Origin of the sequence: Acinetobacter sp. UBA5934 (assembly GCF_002430855.1) — a bacterium.
In the GTDB taxonomy this organism is placed as follows: Bacteria; Pseudomonadota; Gammaproteobacteria; order Pseudomonadales; family Moraxellaceae; genus Acinetobacter.
This window is the reverse complement of the sequence record NZ_DJDC01000014.1, coordinates 1-19733: the sequence shown is the minus strand read 5'-3', so window position 1 is coordinate 19733 and position 19733 is coordinate 1. Positions and strand designations below refer to the sequence as shown.

Annotated in this window: 16 protein-coding genes and 1 pseudogene; 8 read left to right on the top strand and 9 right to left on the bottom strand. The window is 42.4% G+C overall.

The genetic code is table 11. From position 1 onward, the window contains the following. Nucleotides 1–9: 9 nt before the first annotated feature. On the top strand, nucleotides 10–126 hold the full coding sequence (locus tag B2Y23_RS01035) for a DUF2474 family protein (protein ID WP_081403287.1): 117 nt from the start codon (nucleotides 10–12) through the stop codon (nucleotides 124–126). 93 nt (nucleotides 127–219) lie between these two features. Here B2Y23_RS01035 and B2Y23_RS01030 read toward each other — a convergent pair. From B2Y23_RS01030 to B2Y23_RS01005, 6 genes and pseudogenes are all read right to left on the bottom strand, one after another. Then, nucleotides 220–386 (bottom strand): annotated as a pseudogene (locus B2Y23_RS01030) (Fic family protein); the annotation flags it as partial. 274 nt (nucleotides 387–660) lie between these two features. After that, nucleotides 661–1905, bottom strand: coding sequence for a tyrosine-type recombinase/integrase (locus tag B2Y23_RS01025; protein WP_291368474.1), 1245 nt, complete (start codon nucleotides 1903–1905; stop codon nucleotides 661–663). A 638-nt stretch (nucleotides 1906–2543) separates the two neighbouring features. Continuing rightward, complete coding sequence (gene xseB, locus B2Y23_RS01020; protein ID WP_291355922.1) at nucleotides 2544–2738, bottom strand: exodeoxyribonuclease VII small subunit; 195 nt, start codon at nucleotides 2736–2738, stop codon at nucleotides 2544–2546. Then, complete coding sequence (gene xseA, locus B2Y23_RS01015) at nucleotides 2731–3993, bottom strand: exodeoxyribonuclease VII large subunit (RefSeq protein WP_291368472.1); 1263 nt, start codon at nucleotides 3991–3993, stop codon at nucleotides 2731–2733. The genes xseB and xseA overlap by 8 nt, the downstream gene beginning before the upstream one ends. Before the next feature lie 950 nt (nucleotides 3994–4943). Next, nucleotides 4944–5639, bottom strand: a complete 696-nt coding sequence (locus B2Y23_RS01010) for a type 1 glutamine amidotransferase domain-containing protein (protein WP_291355919.1) — start codon at nucleotides 5637–5639, stop codon at nucleotides 4944–4946. A 168-nt stretch (nucleotides 5640–5807) separates the two neighbouring features. After that, nucleotides 5808–6692, bottom strand: coding sequence for a LysR family transcriptional regulator (locus B2Y23_RS01005; RefSeq protein WP_005251776.1), 885 nt, complete (start codon nucleotides 6690–6692; stop codon nucleotides 5808–5810). 177 nt (nucleotides 6693–6869) lie between these two features. On the opposite strand from B2Y23_RS01005, the gene B2Y23_RS01000 reads away from it, so the two are divergent. The 7 genes from B2Y23_RS01000 to B2Y23_RS00970 all read left to right on the top strand — a co-directional run bounded on the left by B2Y23_RS01000 (nucleotide 6870) and on the right by B2Y23_RS00970 (nucleotide 15534). Further along, nucleotides 6870–8399, top strand: coding sequence for a CoA-acylating methylmalonate-semialdehyde dehydrogenase (locus B2Y23_RS01000; RefSeq protein WP_291355916.1), 1530 nt, complete (start codon nucleotides 6870–6872; stop codon nucleotides 8397–8399). An 11-nt stretch (nucleotides 8400–8410) separates the two neighbouring features. Further along, nucleotides 8411–9301: a 3-hydroxyisobutyrate dehydrogenase gene (mmsB, locus tag B2Y23_RS00995; protein WP_291355914.1), complete on the top strand. Its 891-nt coding sequence runs from the start codon at nucleotides 8411–8413 to the stop codon at nucleotides 9299–9301. Nucleotides 9302–9387: 86 nt separating this feature from the next. After that, a complete protein-coding gene (locus B2Y23_RS00990) occupies nucleotides 9388–11040 on the top strand; it encodes an AMP-binding protein (protein ID WP_291368470.1) in 1653 nt (550 codons plus the stop codon). A gap of 59 nt (nucleotides 11041–11099) precedes the next feature. Further along, the gene (locus tag B2Y23_RS00985; RefSeq protein WP_291368468.1) at nucleotides 11100–12227 is read left to right on the top strand and encodes an acyl-CoA dehydrogenase family protein; all 1128 of its coding nucleotides are present in this window, start codon (nucleotides 11100–11102) and stop codon (nucleotides 12225–12227) included. A gap of 19 nt (nucleotides 12228–12246) precedes the next feature. Beyond that, nucleotides 12247–13020, top strand: a complete 774-nt coding sequence (locus B2Y23_RS00980; protein WP_004646938.1) for an enoyl-CoA hydratase — start codon at nucleotides 12247–12249, stop codon at nucleotides 13018–13020. Nucleotides 13021–13045: 25 nt separating this feature from the next. After that, on the top strand, nucleotides 13046–14113 hold the full coding sequence (locus B2Y23_RS00975) for an enoyl-CoA hydratase/isomerase family protein (RefSeq protein WP_291353986.1): 1068 nt from the start codon (nucleotides 13046–13048) through the stop codon (nucleotides 14111–14113). Between the two features lie 68 nt (nucleotides 14114–14181). Beyond that, nucleotides 14182–15534: an MFS transporter gene (locus tag B2Y23_RS00970; protein WP_291353984.1), complete on the top strand. Its 1353-nt coding sequence runs from the start codon at nucleotides 14182–14184 to the stop codon at nucleotides 15532–15534. A gap of 608 nt (nucleotides 15535–16142) precedes the next feature. On the opposite strand, the gene B2Y23_RS00965 is transcribed toward B2Y23_RS00970, so the two are convergent. The 3 genes from B2Y23_RS00965 to B2Y23_RS00955 form a co-directional block, all read right to left on the bottom strand. Next, entirely contained in the window at nucleotides 16143–16439 is a 297-nt protein-coding gene (locus tag B2Y23_RS00965; RefSeq protein WP_291353982.1) for a hypothetical protein, read from the bottom strand. Nucleotides 16440–16553: 114 nt separating this feature from the next. Beyond that, nucleotides 16554–17582, bottom strand: coding sequence for a fimbrial protein (locus tag B2Y23_RS00960; protein WP_291368465.1), 1029 nt, complete (start codon nucleotides 17580–17582; stop codon nucleotides 16554–16556). Continuing rightward, the coding region (locus B2Y23_RS00955) for a fimbria/pilus outer membrane usher protein (RefSeq protein ID WP_291368463.1) at nucleotides 17573–19733 on the bottom strand (2161 nt) is incomplete at its 5' end. The genes B2Y23_RS00960 and B2Y23_RS00955, both read right to left, overlap by 10 nt.

The following is a 19733-nucleotide window of genomic DNA, read 5'->3' as shown; positions in this document are numbered from 1 at the left end:
AGAATCATCATGAAGCTCAATCAAGCAGGGTGGTTTATTGTGCTATGGCTGGGTGGCGTACTCAGTCTAGCCATTGTTGCAGGTTTTTTTAGACTGCTGATTCAATGGGCATATGAGTTAAATTAAAATGATTTCAAATCCATCATCTTGTCGATCAAGGTGATGGATTTTTTAATTTTTATAATATAGTTGTCTTACATAAATACTTTTTAAAGTTCCCACGGAATTTCCTCTAACAGTTATGCCTTCTAAAATGATTTTGGTTTCCAGTATTGTAAGAGCATTACTTTCGATTATATTTGAGTGGTATGTCTAACGAACACTAAGAGTTTCTTGTAGATTTTTGACAATCTTAGGGGGGGAGGATGATACTGATCTAATTTTTTTAAGCATCAATATTTTTAAACATACCTTTATGCCTACAGCTGTATTCTCAAATGATACTTGAAAAACAGAAATATAAAAAAGTAATGCTATAATTTTTCATTTTATATTCAATTTACATACGTTAATCTCAGTACGTAAGTTCAAATCCTAAAGCTACTTTGAATAAAATTAATTTTAGGATTCAATACACTAAATCTAATTTGGGTAAAAATTGGGTATAAAATTCTATATTATGTAAATTAATATTTAAAATCAATGGTTTAGAATATGAGTTCAATTGACGTCATCCACACAGCTTAAGATCCAATCCTCATATTCTTGTAGCGTTTCTCGTAGCATATCCATGGGTCTAACTATATAGTGCCTTTCAACTAATGCACTCGGTTTATGACCTGCAATTTGTGCTAAAGATCCTTCATTGATATGAGCCCAAATAGCTAATGTTCGATATGATCTTCTCAATCCATGGGGAGTAAGTTCAATATTTAGTTTTTTACATATTTTCTCTAAACTATCATAGGGATTAACAATATGCCCACATGCAGCGCCCTTACTGCTAAATATAAATTTAGAATCAGAATTTTTCTTTAGTTCTAATAACAGGCTTTCAACATATGCAGTCAGAGGGATTAGGCGACCCTCATCTTCTATTTTATCTCTGACTTTTGCTGTTTTCCAACGAAAATCGACATCTGTCCATTTTAATGAAAGTAACTCATTCTTTCTGCAACCAGTGATTAAACTACATATCAAAAAAATCGCTATTTTTCTACTAGCTAACTTATTTACCTCTTCAAACCATGGTTTTAGATGCTGTTTCATCAAACAATCATTTTTGGCTTTGGGGGAAGGGACTTTATCTTTAACTTTTTTAGTATTATATGATTTTGAAGGCACTAAGTTTTCGTAATCATCATGTTCCTCACACCAATTAAGGAAAGCTCGTGTAAGTCGGTATGCTTTAGCTGATGTTGTTGGACGAAAGTCATTGTAATCAAGCCAATCGCAAAATACATCTGCAGTTAATTCAGAAAGTTTGTACTCAAACAGTTGATAAATGGGTTGACTGGTATAAACACTATTTTTTTCAGGATCGTAACCACCTCGAGATAATTCGATATGGTCCTGATAACTTCTTGGTCGCCAATCAGATTGTCTTGCTTTTAAATATTCCAACCATACATCTTTAAATTTAATCGTCTTGCGTTTCTCTTGTTTTAGCATTTCTTTATTATCAGCTAAAGCTTTCTTACGCTCGATCAATGGGTCAATCCCTTTGTGACACATAATAGCTAATTCTTGTGCATACTTACGAGCGTCATCTAATTTCCATATATCAACGTCACCAATTTTGATACGACGGTTTTGAAGAACAATACGACCTTGGAAAATGTAGCTTTTATTATTTTTAGGTGTAACTTTAACACCAAATCCAGGTGTTTTTTCATCCCAAAAGAAAGTTGGTTTAGTTTGGTCTGAGCAATCAATTTTATCAATTGTGGGTTTTGTTAGTTTCATTCTAGTAAGCGTCTGGTAAGCAAGTAGTAAGCAAAATCAATATATATTAATCTACAAAAAGAGTGAATAGTAAACTTTTTAAAATAAATAACTGTATGATATTATTGAATTAATAGTTGTATCTTTTTGATTTTTAACCTTTATGTTAACGGACTCATAATCCGTTGGTCGACAGTTCAAGTCTGTCTGGGCCCACCATATATAACAAGCACTTAAGAGCGATTCTCTTAGGTGCTTTTTTAATTCTGAATCCTATATAAGTACTATGTAAGCAATAAAAAAATTAGCAGTGTAAAAAGCACAGGCAATAAAAACGCCTCATTGCGAGGATGTGTCCTTAACTATTAGATGCAAGAAAATCATTTCACATAGTTGCACTCCACAGCTACCAGAATAGAGATCATGCCAAAGATCGCCATTCTTATAAAAACAGAAAATATAGAGACATGTGAAGAAATCCCATTCACGAGGTATTTAATTTTTGCGCCCTTAAAATTAGCTAGGGTTGACCTTCTCAGTTACCATCCATTCCAATTTTAGTTTGGAGTACTTTTTTCATCAGTGTTTCTAGCTAAGCTTTTAAACAAGTCATCCCAAGAAATCACATGGTTAGTTTTATTCAGGTCTTTAGCTTAAACCTACTCCTTAAAAGTCTCATTCAAAGCCTGCTGCACTGCATCAACACGTGATTTACAGGCTTTGTAAGCAGACATCGACTCTTCAACGATTTTCATCAAGTTATCAATATCAGGCTCTTCTTGTGATTGCAGCAGCTCAGCATTCTTCTGAAGAATTTCATAACCTTCTTTAAACGTTAATTCTTTTTTAGTCATTGCTTATTACCTTTGTCACGTGGGCTTCAATGGTGCCATCCTGTAATTCTACCTGAAGACTGTCATCCGAAATCTGTTGAATAGAATGAATAGCTTTGCCTTGGCTGCGGACGATACCGAAACCTTTGGCCATAACATGCCGCGGATTCTGTAATAGGACTTCACGCATTAATGATTCAACCTGCTTGGAAGCCAGTTTAATTTGCTGCTGCGCTAAGTACTGTAAGGTGTCTTTTATTAAATCCAGGGTTTTACTGGCTTCATTGATTTGGCCATGAGCAAGCGTTTTAATTACTCTGATGTATTGATCATTTTGGCTTTGATATGCCGTGATTTGATGCTGAGATAAAAGCTTGATCGTCTGTAGTGATTCCAGTACTTTCTGAGTCCGTTCCACAATCACATTGCGAATACCGCCAATCACTTTACTTGGGGTGTCAAATGACCGGTGAGCGATTTCATCCAAAATGGTGCGGTCCTTTTCATGGCCAATACCGACCCAGACCGGAACTGTACGTTTGCAGAGCAGGGCCGCTAAATCATAGTCATTTAAATAAGCCAGATCATTTACAGCACCGCCGCCCCGGATAATTACAATTAGATCTGGTGCGGCTTTAAAGTCTTTAGCCCACTGACGTAAACCATCGCCCAATGAATTGATAATTGAAACTGCAGCGGTATTTCCCTGAAAGGTGGCAGTGTGATAAACGAAATGACAAACACCGGCTTTATTTAAAGTATCAGCATCTTTCTTGAAGTCACCTAAACCCGCCGCATTTTCCGGAGCAATCACCAAAACGTTTTGAATATCTAACGGAGTGGGGAGGAGTTTATTTTTATCGGCTAAACCTTCTTTGGTTAAGCGTTCTAATATTTGCTGATAGCGCTGTGCAATATCACCCAGGGTATAACTTGAATTAATATCTTCTATATTGAGGGAAAAACCATACTGTGGATTAAATGTAGCTTTAACTTTAATCAGGACATTTAGATCCTTAGATAGCTCAATACCACTTTCACGTTCGAATTTTAAAACCATTTTGGCTGCTGAAAACTTCCAGATTGTCGCTTTACAACTGGCAATAACTTTATCTGTATTTTCTTCTTTTTCTGCCAGCTCTAAATAATAGTGGCCGCCTTTAATACTCAGATTACGGATCTCAGCTTTGACCCATACCGACTCATCGAAGGTTATTTTGATAACCTCCTGAACCATTGACAAGTATTCACTTAAAGAAAGCTGAAAGTCGGACATAAAGCAAGCAATGCCTAAATCTTGAGTAAAAATAGTATACAGCCGTAAAATCGGAGGCAATGTAGGTATATTGAACTTCTAGCAAGGAATATGTCGCATGCAGCGTTGGTTAAAATACGAACTTGATCTAAAGCCCGCTAAGTAATGAAATTTTTATTTACCGTTTAACTTATATTCGAATGCTTTTATTTACATATAGTACAAAAAATAATCAAAACAAGATTAGAAGGATACAAATTCTAATGCTAGTTTTATACTCAAGCATTAAACAGTTGAGGTGAGCAATGAAACTATGGAATTTGCTTGGTATAAGCCTATTTAAAAATTATTGTCTAAAAGTTATAAAGAACAAACCTGCGTATTCCAAAGCTGACTTTGATGAAATTGTTAGAAAAGCATTATTAAAAGATTTCGCAAAATAGAGTAGTGATTCAGATCACTTATAATATTTGTTAAATAGAAGAGCTTATCGAAAGATGAGCTTTTTATTTAATATAGATAAAATGAATATGTGCTGCAAAAAACTATTTGTATATATCAGAAACAAAAACATAACTGAGGATAAAACTCATTTAAACGTTGAGGAATCAAATATTATGAATAGAAGTACACTTATTTGAGATGTAGCCTAAGCTATATTTGCCAGCACTCAAGATTCAATTCATAAATATCAGTTATTAAATGTAATGGATGCTTACCGTAGATAAAATTTGCCGATTTATGCGCATACTGAATCAGGCAAAGCTCATACCCAAGTGGCAACTTAAGTTCGCACAAATTAGGAAGAGTTTAACTTCTTCATGTATGTGCAATGAAAGTCATAAACCCCTAAATTAAATCATTTAATCTAAGGGTTTATTTGCGGATATTAGTATCTTAATCAGACTAATTGAAATTAAATTAAGCTATTGAATCCCAATTAAAAGAACCTACTGAGTTAAGAGCTCTTTCTACACTTTACTCCCTACTTTATTGAGTGATTTTAATAGTGCTTCAGCAGTCGCGGCAGAAGAGGCCGGATTCTGCCCGGTAATCAGTAAACCATCTTTCTGTACATGCACCTGCCAGTCCTCAGCTTTGGAATATTTCCCACCTTTTTCTTTCAGCATGTCTTCCACTAAAAATGGCACAATATCGGTTAGACCTACGCCGTCTTCTTCGGTATTAGTAAAACCGGTGACTGTCTTGCCTTCTACAATCGAACGGCCTTCGGCATCTTTCACATCACGCAGGACACCGGGTGCATGACAGACCAGCGCAACAGGTTTATCTGCCTGCAAGGTCTGCTCAATTAAAGAAATGGAATTCTGGTCTTTGGCCAGATCCCATAATGGCCCATGACCACCCGGATAGAACACGGCATCAAAATCCTGATTGAGAACTTCACTCAGTTTATGCGTATTGGCAAGAGCCTGCTTGGCCACTTCATCTGCTTCAAAGCGTTTGGTAGTTTCAGTTTGCGCATCCGGCTCATTACTTTTTGGATCTAATGGTGGCTGACCACCTGCAGGAGAGGTCAATGTGACTTCTGCACCGGCATCGATAAACGTATAATAAGGTGCAGCCAGTTCTTCCAGCCAGAAGCCGGTTTTTTTACCCGTGTCACCGAGTTGGTCATGTGAAGTCAGAACGATCAGAATTTTCATATTATTTTCCCGTATCTCATTAAACATTGCGAATCATCGACTGTTAATTTAACAAGGCATGCGCGTCGGGAATGTTGTGATACGTTCATTTGCTGTATCGATACGTTGTTGTTTCAGTTGATTTAACTAAGGTACATAGCTATGCAAAGTGAACAGTATGTTCAATATTCATCTACCCATCAACAAGTCTTGCTGAAGATCAGCCTGCTTACGTAAGAAATCCCAGACCAGTTTAATTTTCGGTTCATGTTGCAGATCGACCAAGGTCAGCATCCAGAAAGTGTGGGTAAAACTGACCTGATCGCCCAGAACCTCTTTGAGTTCGCTTTTATCATTGACCAGAAATTTCGGCAAAATAGCCAGCCCGGCTCCTGCGCGAACCGCAATCTCCTGCGCCAGAATACTGTTACTGCGAAAACAGGCACTGACCTGCAAGGGAAGACGCTCCAGCGAATAAAGTGCAGTGCTATAGACCAGATCATCAATATAATCGACAAAACGGTGCTGCTGGAGGTCTTCCAGTTTTTTAATTTCCGGATTTTGCTGTAAATAATGCTGGCTGCCATATAGCTTTAAACAGTAATTAGACAAACGAGTAATGATATAGGGACCAGATTTGGGACGGTCAATCGCGATCACAATATCGGCTTCACGATGTGACAATTTAATGGTCTTCGGAACCGGAATTAAATCGATGGTTAAGGAGGGATAATGCTGGGAAAACTCAGCCAGTAACCGCGCTAAAAATGCAGTTCCAAAGCCTTCTGGTGCACCAATCCGGACCCGACCTTGCAAGGGATCATGGCGCTTGTCAATCTGGATAAAGGACTGCTCCATCTGTTCGACACGCGGCACCAGTGCCAGACCTTCCGAGGTCAGTTCATAACCGGTGGCTTCGCGCTTAAACAATTGCGTACCTAAAGTACTTTCCAGGGCCTGAATTCGCCGCGCTACGGTACTGTGTTCAACCCCAATCAAGCGTGCTGCATTGGTGAGCGTTTTAGCACGCGCCAAAACCAGAAAAAAGCGTAAATGATCCCAATCCACTTTCATTTTTTATTTAACATCCTGTTAAATTCCTGTGCATATTTGCACAACCATCGTGCACCAATTTCTATTGGTGGTCAAAGTGTTCTTTGTTAGTCTGCTGAAACAGCGTAAAAATTATACGTTACATAAAAGCCAGTAAAGGCAGATACAACGACAATAACAACCCAGCACGGAGCGACCATGAACGCCATTTCTCATCCACAGCAAAGTACCGGATTCACCACCGCAAAACTCCTCATTAATGGTGAATTTGTCGAATCAAAAACCAGCCATTGGCAAGATATTGTTAATCCTGCAACTCAGGAAGTCTTGGGTCAGGTGCCATTTGCTACCGAAGAAGAAGTCAATGCCGCCATTGCTGCCGCACAAAATGCCTTTGCCAGCTGGCGCCAAACCCCGATTCAAGCCCGTATGCGGATTATGCTGAAATTGCAGGATCTGATTCGTACCAATTTAAAAAGTATTGCGCAGGTATTAACGGCGGAGCAGGGCAAAACATTGGCCGATGCCGAAGGTGATATCCAGCGCGGTCTGGAAGTGGTCGAGCATGCCTGTTCGATCGGTTCATTACAGATGGGTGAGTATATTGAGGGCGTGGCACGCGGTGTCGATACCTATACCTTGCAGCAACCACTAGGTGTCTGTGCAGGGATTACGCCGTTTAACTTCCCGGCAATGATTCCACTGTGGATGTTCCCGATGGCGATTGTCTGCGGGAATACTTTTGTTTTAAAACCTTCTGAACAGGATCCGCTATCGACCATGATGCTGGTTGAACTGGCGATTCAGGCAGGTGTGCCGGCAGGCGTACTGAATGTGGTCCATGGCGGTAAAGAAGTGGTCGATCTACTGTGTACTCATCGTGACATCAAGGCGATTTCTTTTGTGGGTTCGACTGCAGTCGGCACGCATGTTTATAACCTCGCAGGCCAGCACGGCAAGCGTGTGCAGTCGATGATGGGCGCGAAAAACCATGTCGTGGTGATGCCTGATGCCAACAAGGAACAGACCTTAAATGCGTTGGTCGGTGCAGCCTTTGGCGCCGCAGGTCAACGTTGTATGGCACTTTCTGTGGCGGTGATGGTTGGTGATACCAAGCACTGGGTCGATGAACTGGTCAATAAAACCAAAACTTTGAAAGTTAATGCCGGACACGAGCCAAATACCGATGTTGGACCAGTGATTTCAACCCGTGCCAAAGCACGCGTACTGGATCTGATTAACAGTGGCGTTGAACAAGGCGCTGAACTGCTGCTGGATGGCCGTGATGTACAGGTTCTAGGCTATGAAAAAGGCAATTTTGTCGGGCCAACGATTTTTAATCAGGTCACGACCGATATGCGCATTTATAAAGAAGAAGTGTTTGGTCCGGTACTGGCGATCATGCATGTCGATACTTTAGAGCAGGCCATTGAGCTAATTAATGCCAATCCATTTGGCAATGGCGTTGGTCTCTTTACCCAAAATGGCAATACGGCACGTACCTTCCAGAACCAGATTGATATCGGTCAGGTGGGCATTAACATTCCAATTCCTGTCCCTGTACCTTTCTTCAGCTTTACTGGTTCACGCGGTTCAAAACTGGGTGATCTCGGTCCTTATGGCAAACAGGCGGTGCAGTTCTATACCCAGACCAAAACCATTACCAGCCGCTGGTTTGAAGATGACCAGGAAACCACTGGTGTCAATACCACGATCAGTCTGCGTTAAGGAGCATCAGCATGAAGATTGCATTTATCGGTTTAGGCAACATGGGCGGCTCCATGGCGCAAAATCTGCTGAAGTCCGGTCATCAGGTTTTTGGTTATGACTTAAGTGCAGTGGCTTTACAGCATTTTGCAGAAGCGGGTGGTATCGTCTGCGACAGTCCACAAGCTGCCGCGAAGCAGGCGGAGATCGTGGTCAGCATGTTGCCCGCAGCCAAGCATGTACGTGAGGTTTATCTTGGTGAACACGGTATTCTGGAGGTGCTTCAAGCGGGCAGCTTATGTATAGACAGCAGCACCATTGATCCGCAAACCATTCAGGAGGTTGCTGCAGCAGCTCAGGTCAAGCAGATTCGCGTCTGTGATGCACCGGTATCCGGCGGTACTTTAGGTGCCAAAGACGGCACTTTAACCTTTATGGTCGGTGCAGATAATGCCACCTTTGAGGCGGTCAAACCGGTTCTCAGCTGTATGGGTAAAAATCTGGTGCATTGTGGTGCGGTGGGAACAGGACAGGTGGCAAAAATCTGTAATAACCTGATTCTGGGAATTTCCATGACTGCGGTGGCAGAAGGGATGGCACTCGGGGCCAAACTGGGCATTGATCCACAGGCCTTGGCTGGGGTGATCAACAGTTCCACCGGACGTTGCTGGAGTTCTGAAATTTATAATCCATGGCCAGATATCTGTGCCAATGCGCCGTCATCGCGGGGTTATACCGACGGTTTTGCCGCACAACTGATGCTGAAGGATTTGGGTCTGGCCGTGGATGCAGCGCAACAGGTGGATCAGCCGGTGGTGCTGGGCAGCATGGTACAGAAACTCTATCAACAACTTTGTCAGGAAGGCGATGCCCATCTGGACTTCTCCAGCATCATGCATCAATACACCACGCCACCTGCTTAAAACTTAAAAGATTCAGATGGAGCAAGGATTCGCTTCAATAACTACACCTTGTCAGTAATAACGATAAATTCAGGCTGAGGTTTAACATGTTAGATTATCAAACAACGGTTCAAAACTTTGATTTAAATACGGTTGCAAGTCAGTATCTCTCCGGTTCAATGCAGGCAGTAAATGCCTGTTATGAATGCTGTGACCGTCATGCCGATTCCGATGCCATTGCCTTGTACTGGTATGGCAAAGATGGCCGCAAAGAACAGTATAGCTTTCGCGAGCTGAAAAAATATTCCAGCCAGTTTGCCAACTTTTTAAAATCTCAGGGAATCCGTAAAGGCGACCGCGTTTCCGGATTATTACCGCGTACCCCGGAGCTGATTATTACCATTTTAGCAACCTGGCGGATTGGTGCGGTCTATCAACCGTTATTTACAGCCTTTGGTCCCAAAGCCATCGAGCATCGCATTCAGCTGGCGCAAAGCAAGCTGGTAGTAACCGATTTAGCCAATCGGGAGAAATTATCCGAGATCAGCAACTGTGCACCGATTGTGACGGTACATGCCGAAAGCGAGGCAGAACGTTATCCGCACGATCTCAGCTTCTGGACGGTATTAAACCGTCAGGCTGAAGCTTGTGAGCTGGAAATGCTCGATATCAATGATCCTTTTTTATTGATGTTTACCTCCGGCACCACTGGACCGGCGAAACCGCTTAAAGTTCCGCTGAAAGCACTGATTGCTTTTGCAAGCTATATGCAAAATGCCATTGGTCTGACTCCTGAAGACGCATTCTGGAATATTGCTGATCCCGGCTGGGCCTACGGTTTGTATTACGCGATTACTGGTCCCTTAATGCTTGGACACTCGACCTTATTTTATGAAGGCGGTTTTAATGCAGAAAGTGTCTGCGAAATTGTTAAGGAATATGGCATTACCAATCTGGCGGGGGCACCGACCGCTTACCGCATGATGATGGCAGCCGATCCTGTCCAGATGGCACAACTGCGCAGTAAATTACGTGTCGTCAGCAGTGCCGGTGAACCTTTAAATCCGGAAGTGATCCGCTGGTTCAAAGAGGTGCTAGATGTGCCGATTTATGACCATTATGGCCAGACCGAAGTCGGGATGGTGGTGTGTAATCATCATGCCCTGGAACATCCGGTCCGTTCAGGTTCGGCAGGCTTTGCCAGCCCGGGTTACCGAATAGCCGTTGTCGATGAACAAGGTCATGAATTAGCGGCTGACGTTCCGGGAATTCTGGCGGTTGATATCAGCCAATCTCCGATGATGTGGTTCTCTGGTTATGAAGAAAGCCGAAAATCTCCATTTGTTGGACAGTATTACTTAACTGGGGATACCGCAGAAATTCATGCCGATGGCAGCATGAGCTTCGTTGGACGTAGTGATGATGTCATTACAACGTCAGGCTATCGGGTCGGTCCATTTGATGTGGAAAGTGCCTTGCTGGAACATGATGCCGTGATTGAAGCAGCAGTCATTGGTGTGCCTGATCCCGAGCGTACCGAAGTGATTAAAGCCTTTGTGATTCTGGCGAATAACTTTACAGCTTCGGCCCATCTGGAAGAAGAACTAGGTCAATTTGTGAAAAAGCGTCTGTCGGCGCATGCCTATCCACGCCTGATTGAATTCGTTACTGAACTGCCAAAAACCCCGAGCGGCAAAATTCAGCGCTTCTTATTGCGTAATCAGGAAATCAACAAGCAGCAGCAAACGAAGACTGCATAACCAGCCCAAGCCAGCAGATTGAATAAAAGATCGAATTAAAGAGATTGAAGGAAGCATCGATGCAATTTACGGAAGAACAACAACTGATTCAGGATATGGCCAAAAGCTTCGCCCAAGAACAGATTAAACCGCATGCCAGCGAGTGGGATCAAAAAGGCATCTTTCCTAAACAGGCCTTGGCTCAAATGGGAGAGCTGGGTTTTCTGGGCATGCTGATTCCGGAAGAATGGGGCGGTTCAGGTACCGGCACACTGGCTTATGTGCTTGCTTTAGAAGAAGTCGCTGCGGCCGATGGTGCAACATCTGCGATTATGAGTGTACACAATTCGGTGGGTTGTGTGCCGATTCTCAAGTTTGGTACGGAACAGCAAAAGCAGCAATTTTTAAAGCCTTTAGCGCAAGGTGAAATGATTGGGGCCTTTGCCTTAACCGAACCGCATACCGGATCGGATGCTGCCGCGATTAAAACCCGGGCGGTCAAGGATGGCGATTATTACATTCTGAATGGCGCCAAACAGTTTATTACTTCAGGCCACAATGCCGGGATGATTATTGTCTTTGCCGTGACTGATCCAGCTGCGGGCAAAAAAGGCATGAGTGCATTTTTAGTACCGCGCGACACACCTGGCTATGAAGTGATTCGGGTGGAAGAAAAACTCGGCCTGCATGCTTCGGATACCTGTCAGATTGCCTTAACCGATGTCCGCATTCATGAAAGTTTAAGACTCGGTGCCGAAGGCGAAGGTCTGAAAATTGCCTTGGCCAATCTGGAAGGTGGACGAATCGGTATTGCTGCACAGGCAGTGGGTCTGGCACGTGCAGCTTTAGAAGAAGCCACCAAATATGCACACGACCGCGTGGCTTTTGGCAAACCAATTTTTGAACAGCAGGCGATTTCTTTCAGGCTTGCCAGCATGGCCACCGAAATTGAAGCGGCACGGCAACTGGTGCATTTTGCAGCACGCAAAAAAGAAGCCGGTGAAGCCTGTTTAACTGAAGCTTCCATGGCCAAGCTATTTGCTTCGGAAATGGCAGAACGTGTCTGTTCCAAAGCACTGCAGATTTTTGGCGGCTATGGTTATCTCAAAGATTTTCCGATTGAGCGGATTTATCGGGATGCGCGGATTTGTCAGATTTATGAAGGCACCAGCGATATTCAGCACCTGGTGATTGCACGCAGCCTCTAATTTTAAAAGGATTTATCTCATGCAATGGCAAACGATTTTATTAGAACAACGCAACGGTGTCGGACTGATTACCTTAAACCGCCCGCAAGCGTTAAATGCACTGAATAACCAGCTGATTGTTGAAGTCAATCAGGCACTGGATCAGCTGGAAAAAGATCCGGCAATTGGCTGTATTGTGATTACCGGTTCGGAAAAAGCCTTTGCTGCCGGTGCCGATATTAAAGAAATGGCAGATCTGAATTTTCCGCAAATTTATCTGGATGATTTTTTCAGTCTGGCCGATCGAATTGCCCAGCGCCGTAAACCTTTAATTGCCGCAGTGAGTGGCTATGCCTTGGGTGGTGGCTGTGAACTGGCCTTAATGTGCGACTTTATTTACTGCGCCGACAATGCAAAATTTGGTTTGCCTGAAGTCACCTTAGGCGTGTTGCCGGGCATTGGCGGTACCCAGCGTTTAACTTTGGCGATTGGTAAGGCCAAAGCCATGGAAATGTGCCTGACGGCACGCCAGATGGGGGCGCAGGAAGCGGAACAAAGTGGTTTGGTGGCCCGGGTATTTGCCAAGGAAGAATTGCTGGAACAAACCCTGCAAGCTGCCGAAAAAATTGCTGAAAAGTCGCTTACTGCCGTGATGATGATTAAAGAATCAATTAATCGGGCCTTTGAAGTGAGCTTGGCTGAAGGCCTGCGCTTTGAACGCCGGGTATTCCATTCCATTTTTGCAGGTTCCGATCAAAAGGAAGGCATGCAGGCCTTTGTGGAAAAACGCCCAGCCAAATTTACCCATCAATAAGAAATTCATAATAGGAACAAAAATAATGAGTAATGAAAATAATTTAGCGATTCGGGTCGCAGGAGGTCTGGGCATTATCAGCCTGGACCGCACCAGCCATTTAAATGCCTTAACCTTGTCGATGATTCAGGGTATTCAGGCGCAACTCGATCAGTGGCGACATGAACCACAGGTACAAGCGATTCTGATCAATTCCAACAGTCCCAAGGCGTTTTGTGCTGGAGGCGACATCCGCTATCTGTATGACAGCTATCAGGCCGGCAATACCCAATATCAGGATTTTTTTGCCACTGAATATAAGATGCTGAGCACCTTGCGTAATTTTCCAAAGGCCGTGATCGTGATGATGGATGGCTATGTACTGGGTGGAGGCTTTGGACTGTCTCAGGCCTGTCATATTAAAGTGAGCAGTGAAAAATCACGTTTTGCCATGCCCGAAACTGCGATTGGTTTTTTCCCGGATGTCGGTGCAACGCATTTTCTGTCCCGACTGGATGAAGTCGGTGTCTATATGGCATTGACTGGTGAGCAGATCAGTAGCAGTGATGCGCTGTATCTGGATCTGGGGGATTATCATGTGCCAAGTGAGCGTTTTGCTGAACTGGAAGCGGCATTGATTGCAGCGCCGGTATTAAACCCGATAGAAATCCAAAAGATCATTAGTGGCTATATTACGCATCCGGTAGAAAGCGAGCTGCAAAAACGTATAGAGCATATTAATCAGCATTTTGGCTATCAAGACCTGGAGGAGATTGAACAGAGTCTTGCTCATGCAAGTAACACAACTGATCAGGAATGGGCTAATAAAATGCTGGCAATTTTGCAGCAGCGTCCGGTCATGGCCAAGCAAACCAGCTTGAAGTTACAGCAGACCGGTCAAAATCTATCATTGGAAAAATGCATGCAGTTAGAACGCGACTTGCAAGATATCTGGTTAGAGCAGGGTGACTTTATTGAAGGCGTTCGTGCACTGATTATTGATAAGGACAAAAATCCAAAATGGCGAACCGAGAATGCAAAATTTGAAAAGACCTTGCAAAAGATCTGGCCAGCATGGACTCAGCAACAGATAGATCCGCTTTGTTATAAATAATCGGAATTTATTTTAAATAACGAAGTGGGTCATGGATGACTATGCTCAAAAATATAAGAGGGATAGATATGAAACCCGAACAACCACCACAGTCTCAAACTAAGAAGTCTTCGCACCGTTTGGCGGGTGTATCCAGTATGGTCGGCACCACTATTGAATGGTACGATTTTTTTATTTACGGTGCCGCGGCCGCACTAATTTTCAATAAACTTTTCTTTCCTAATCTAGATCCATTGATGGGTGTAATGGCTGCATTTGCGACTTATGCAGTGGGGTTTATTGGCCGACCTTTAGGCGGAATTGTGTTTGGTCATTTTGGAGACAAAATTGGCCGTAAAGCCATGTTATTAACTACTTTAATTATGATGGGTATTCCCACCGTACTCATTGGTTTATTGCCGACTTATGAAAGTATCGGCTATTGGGCTACGGTATGTCTGGTTATCCTGCGCTTCATTCAGGGCATGGCTATGGGAGGAGAATGGGGCGGTGCCGTTTTAATGGCAGTTGAACATGCACCCGAGGGAGGCAAAGGATTTTGGGGCAGTTTACCTCAGGCCAGTGCAGGTGGTGGACTCATGCTTGCATCAATCGCGCTTGGATTAGTGTCTATGTTGCCAGAAGCCAGCCTATTTAGCTGGGGATGGCGAATTCCATTCGTTGCCAGTATTGTCCTGTTAGGGGTGGGCTGGTATATCCGGGTCAAAGTACCTGAGTCCCCAGATTTTGAAAAAGTGAAAGACCAGGCACAAGAAATTAAGGTACCGGCTTTGCAAGTGTTTAAAAATCATCCACGAGAGCTTTTAACCATTATTTTTGCGCGTGCCGCTGAGAATGCATGGTTCTATATTGCTTCCACCTTCGCACTCGCCTATACCACGACAAAACTCGGAATTCCCCGTCAAGACATTCTATTTGCCACGATTTGCGGAGGTGGCTTGATTATGATTATGACACCTTTATTCGGACATCTCTCGGATAAGATGGGTCAAAGGAATATGTTCATGTTTGGTCTGGTGGTCCTTGCACTTTATTGCTATCCATTTTTCAGTATGTTGGATACCAAAGACCCACTCTTGGTCTGGACTGCAATCGTACTCGCCATTGGTGTGGTTTTCCCGCTGATGTATGCACCGCAATCGCAGTTATTCGCCCGACAATTCCCGACTGAAATTCGATATAGCGGCATTTCAATTTCTGTGCAGTTCGCCGGAGTCATTGGCGGAGGCTTAGCTCCCCTGATTGCCACTAAGCTGTTAAGTGTGGGTGAGGGCAGTCCTCATTTGATTATTAACTACATTATAGGCATGGCTATATTTGCGATCTTCTGTACGTGTTTTATGAAGCGTGATAAGTTCAGCATTCCCCACGCCAAAGTAACGGTAAAAAATGCTGCAGAAACGGACTTATCCCGTCCTTAATATCCATATAATTTAACCAATTAAATCATTGAACAGTGAAATGAAGCCTTCTTTCTGGTCTTGGGAACAGGAGATTTTTCCAAGACCAGAACATCTGGCTGAGCTCCGGTTTAATTTTACCTATTGGTTAATGATTTAAGCTGTGTATCCTGCGTTATATCCAAATATCTTTAGATTCAACTATTTTTCATAAATATGAACATTCTGGATTTATTTAAGATTTCCTTTCGGCAAACTTAATCCTGCTAGTTTAAAGATTGAAATGGAATTTTTATTTTGTAATTTTCTTGAAAAATTAAGTTTAAGTTATTTGAATTATTATAAAAATATGGTAATAAATAAGAGTGATCTTTTTTTGATCATATTGATGTTTCGGGATGAAATATTTTTAAAAAAAAGCCGAATTTTTTAAAACAATCAGAAGGGAGTTTGGAAAATGCTTCAATTACTTATGAAATTATTTTGCTTACATGTGTATGAATATGAACACATGGAAGAAATTGGGGAACATAAGGAATGCAGAAAGTGTGGGGTCAATAAATCACTTTAATTTAATTCGATTTATAGCAAAAAAGAATGAGCTTTAAGCTCATTCTTTTTTTTAAAGGTTAATAATAATTGATCAATAAAACTTTATGTAAGCCTTGATTAAGATTTTCAACTTGTAGTTGAGCGATCTCATTGTTGGAATTTTTTAAAATTTTAGCCTGCGTATTTATATTTGAAAGTTGGCGAAGGTCTGAGGCTAAAACGTAAATATTTTTACAGTCTTTATTTTGTGAATTTTCTGCACAGCTAAACTCTACAATATTGCCCTGAAACTCAATATTTTCAGCATGTCCGACGGTACTATTACACAACACAGCGGCACAAAAAAAACCAGAAAAGTATTTTATTAACTTCATCTCACAATCCTTAGAAGAGATGCTCTATAGTTAATAAATACCTTTACATATTACTAAAATCAAGTTGTTTTGAATTCTATATGAAAATAATTGATAAAGTGTGATGCAGGTCAATTAATCATACGTGATTGTGATGGTTGCCATAGCTTTTACATTTCCTGCGGAAACTTCACTATTTGTCTGATAATAACGTGCTTTCATGGGCAAATTATATTGGCGAATCTGGTTCGAATTTACATTGCCGACATTAATTTTTTCACCTTTACTAATAACTTTATTTTGATCACTCATTAAAAGTTGTACGCCCACACCATTGGCTTTTAAAGTCGTCGCTGTATTGGCTAAGACATTTGTAGTGTTGGTCTCAGCTGGATAATCAAAGCTGAGGCCAATTCTACTTTCCACATTGACGCCCGTATTGTTGCTTCCGCCATTACACAAAATATCGACATCAAAGGTCTGTTCGCCCTGAGTGCTGCCTACACCCTTAAAGTCTGATTTTTTTACGCTGGGCAGGGTGATGGTTTTGTTGATGTTGCCTTGAATTTCACATGAAGATGAAGCAATAGTAATCGCGTTGCCATAAACCGTACTGGTTAATAAGGGCTTGTTTTCAAGACCAGAAACATAGTAGCTGCTGTATAAACCTGGAACGAGGCTACCTGAACCTGAGTTATTTAAGGTTTTAATAATTTCTACCACAAAATAACCTTGTCCCAGACTGTAGGGAATTAAAGGATCAAGATTTTTTTGGTAAGGATAGTAGCCTGAAAAGTTAGCACTATCTTCGGCTTCTCGATATAAGCGGATGCCAATACCGGGAATATTGGTATTGTAAATATTTTGTCCTAAAACACTTAAAGAATAACCCTGTTTAATATCGGCATAAATTTTATCGGAATAAGAGGTACAGCGAACTCTTGAATTATTGGGAACAATAGGAAATGTCGCTTTACGTAAAATAGTACCTACTGCATCGCTAGGTTTGACTACAACACGTCCGACCGCCATATTGACATCAACTGAAGTCAGACTTCCCCAGCCTAAAGTGGCATCATAACAGAATGCAGCACCGTGCTGGGATATGCCCAAACCCAAGATGCAAAACAGTACATTACTGAATAACTTGTAATTTACCGGCATATTGCCTCCGTCATTAAAATGTTCTGATCATTGGGCATTTTAGACACATCATATTGAAGATGACATTGCTGATCTTCAGCTTCACCCCATTTAATCTGGATACGGTCCGTTAAGGTATTGCTACGTAAATAAACCAAACTGCCTTGTGCGACCATACCTATATTTTGACCTTGACTGTCATAAACATCAGATGCAAAAGGAAGGGAGACACCATTGGCCTGAGTGCTTTGAATATAGATGGCTTTACCCGATTTAGTGGCAAAACTGACTTGTGCAATGGCACCGGCAAATGGCGCAATACGTTGACTGGTTTCTTCCAGTTCCACATTGGTTGACATATTTTGCGGGTCAAGGCTGATATCATTCAGGCGATAGGGTGTGACATAAGGAACGACCGCATAGCCCGATTTATTAATATTGAGTCCCACGCCATTATTTACTTTTGCCCCACTTGCATTGGGTGCGTAGACCAAAACCATGGTTTGGCCCTGGTCGGGAGCGAATAACAGGCCTTTTTTATGTGCCACAATATTACCGCGGGCATTCAGCATGATCTGGTCGAACGTATCTGAATAACTATACGAGCCACCCAGGGTAATGGCATTGGTGCGGTACTGTGCATTGACATTCAAATTAGCAGCATCATCAAATTCACCAGAAGCAGTCGCGCCATAACTCAAGCGTTCATTAACCACCGCATTTACACCTAGAGTCTGGGTGGTTTTAGTGCTCATCGAATTAATATTGATTGAATGTTTTTTAAAGCTGAGTGGCATGGAAAGGCTGAGCATATATTCGGTGTCATCACGGCTTTGTTTGCTCACTTCATTTTGAACCTGTTTTTTGAGCGCAGAAACCGAATAGCTTAAACGTCCCCAATTATTGCTATAACCTAATTGATACTGACGGGTGGTTTCATTTTTATTCCAGTAATCAACCAGAGACCCCAGTACATAAATGTTGCCCCAGCCGGTAGGCAAACCCTGATTGAGCGTGATCTGGAATTCGCTGCGCTGCTTTCCTATATTTTCAGAACTTATGCTTTTTTCATCCAGTTCTTGCGAGATAAGTGCATCACGTAATTTAAAGAAATTTTCAGTCGAATAACGATAAGCCGCAAGCGTCAAATTGGTATCTGTTGAGCTGATGAGTTTGCTATAGCTGATTCGGTAACTTTGACCTGAAGCTTTCGGTCGATAATCAAACTGCATATTTGACTGGGTAATATCCAATGCAATCGCGCCGATGGGGGTGGCAAAAGCACTGCCTAATGTGGCTGCGGAATAACGTTCTGCGGCTTGAATCCCTGCATAAGTCGTCAGGTAATTGTTTAAACCGCGTTGATATTTTGCTTGCACAATCCAGGGTGCTGAATTCATATCTGAATCACGGAATTGCCCGATAGTAATAGAATAACGGCTTAATCCTGGGCGAAGCATTTGGACCACAGAAGAATAGGGCACTGAAAAACGCTGAATCTGGCCATTGGCTTCAATAACCGAAACTTCAAGTTCACCGCCAAACCCGGTCGGATATAAATCATTTATTTCAAAATGTCCGGGTGCAACGCTGGTTTGATAAATTAATTGTCCCTGCTGGCGTATTTCAACTTTGGCATTGGATTTGGCATTGCCGCGAATACGAGGCGCATAACCAATCATGCTATTGGGAAGCATACGGTCATCACTGGTAAAATCTATTCCGCGATAACCAAATGAGTCAAAAATTTCACCATCAGTAAAATGATCACCCAGGGTGAGTACTCCACGATATTTGGGGAAGGCGCGCTGTACATAACTATTTATGACTTCATAGCTGGATGATGGATCCTGATTTTCTGCATGATTCTGCCAGAGCCATTGCCCATTGTGACGCAATTGCCAGCCCCCTAAATTAGCTCCGGCATTAATGGAGGTAAAAGCGTTTATACGTTCTTGATGGTTCTCAAGTTTATCCGTGCTTCTATACACACTGGCATTGTAGGAGAGAAATCCTGCATTAATACCGCGATCCCACACGCTTGGATCGACATAACCTTGAGCATTTTTCTCAATGGCCACTTGAGGAATGGAAATATCCAGACGCAATTTGGATGTGTCAAATTCATAGCTGGCCTGATCGATCCATTGTTCAATGCGAAGGCAGCTTTGC

Bases quoted from the DNA above. Each gene is read 5' to 3' on its own strand.
- B2Y23_RS01005 (WP_005251776.1), bottom strand. From the start codon at position 6,692: ATGAAAGTGGATTGGGATCATTTACGCTTTTTTCTGGTTTTGGCGCGT.
- B2Y23_RS01000 (WP_291355916.1), top strand. From the start codon at position 6,870: ATGAACGCCATTTCTCATCCACAGCAAAGTACCGGATTCACCACCGCA.
- B2Y23_RS00960 (WP_291368465.1), bottom strand. From the start codon at position 17,582: ATGCCGGTAAATTACAAGTTATTCAGTAATGTACTGTTTTGCATCTTG.
- B2Y23_RS01010 (WP_291355919.1), bottom strand. From the start codon at position 5,639: ATGAAAATTCTGATCGTTCTGACTTCACATGACCAACTCGGTGACACG.
- B2Y23_RS00965 (WP_291353982.1), bottom strand. From the start codon at position 16,439: ATGAAGTTAATAAAATACTTTTCTGGTTTTTTTTGTGCCGCTGTGTTG.
- B2Y23_RS00970 (WP_291353984.1), top strand. From the start codon at position 14,182: ATGAAACCCGAACAACCACCACAGTCTCAAACTAAGAAGTCTTCGCAC.
- B2Y23_RS01035 (WP_081403287.1), top strand. From the start codon at position 10: ATGAAGCTCAATCAAGCAGGGTGGTTTATTGTGCTATGGCTGGGTGGC.
- B2Y23_RS00990 (WP_291368470.1), top strand. From the start codon at position 9,388: ATGTTAGATTATCAAACAACGGTTCAAAACTTTGATTTAAATACGGTT.
- xseA (WP_291368472.1), bottom strand. From the start codon at position 3,993: ATGTCCGACTTTCAGCTTTCTTTAAGTGAATACTTGTCAATGGTTCAG.
- B2Y23_RS01025 (WP_291368474.1), bottom strand. From the start codon at position 1,905: ATGAAACTAACAAAACCCACAATTGATAAAATTGATTGCTCAGACCAA.
- B2Y23_RS00985 (WP_291368468.1), top strand. From the start codon at position 11,100: ATGCAATTTACGGAAGAACAACAACTGATTCAGGATATGGCCAAAAGC.
- B2Y23_RS00980 (WP_004646938.1), top strand. From the start codon at position 12,247: ATGCAATGGCAAACGATTTTATTAGAACAACGCAACGGTGTCGGACTG.
- B2Y23_RS00975 (WP_291353986.1), top strand. From the start codon at position 13,046: ATGAGTAATGAAAATAATTTAGCGATTCGGGTCGCAGGAGGTCTGGGC.
- mmsB (WP_291355914.1), top strand. From the start codon at position 8,411: ATGAAGATTGCATTTATCGGTTTAGGCAACATGGGCGGCTCCATGGCG.
- xseB (WP_291355922.1), bottom strand. From the start codon at position 2,738: ATGACTAAAAAAGAATTAACGTTTAAAGAAGGTTATGAAATTCTTCAG.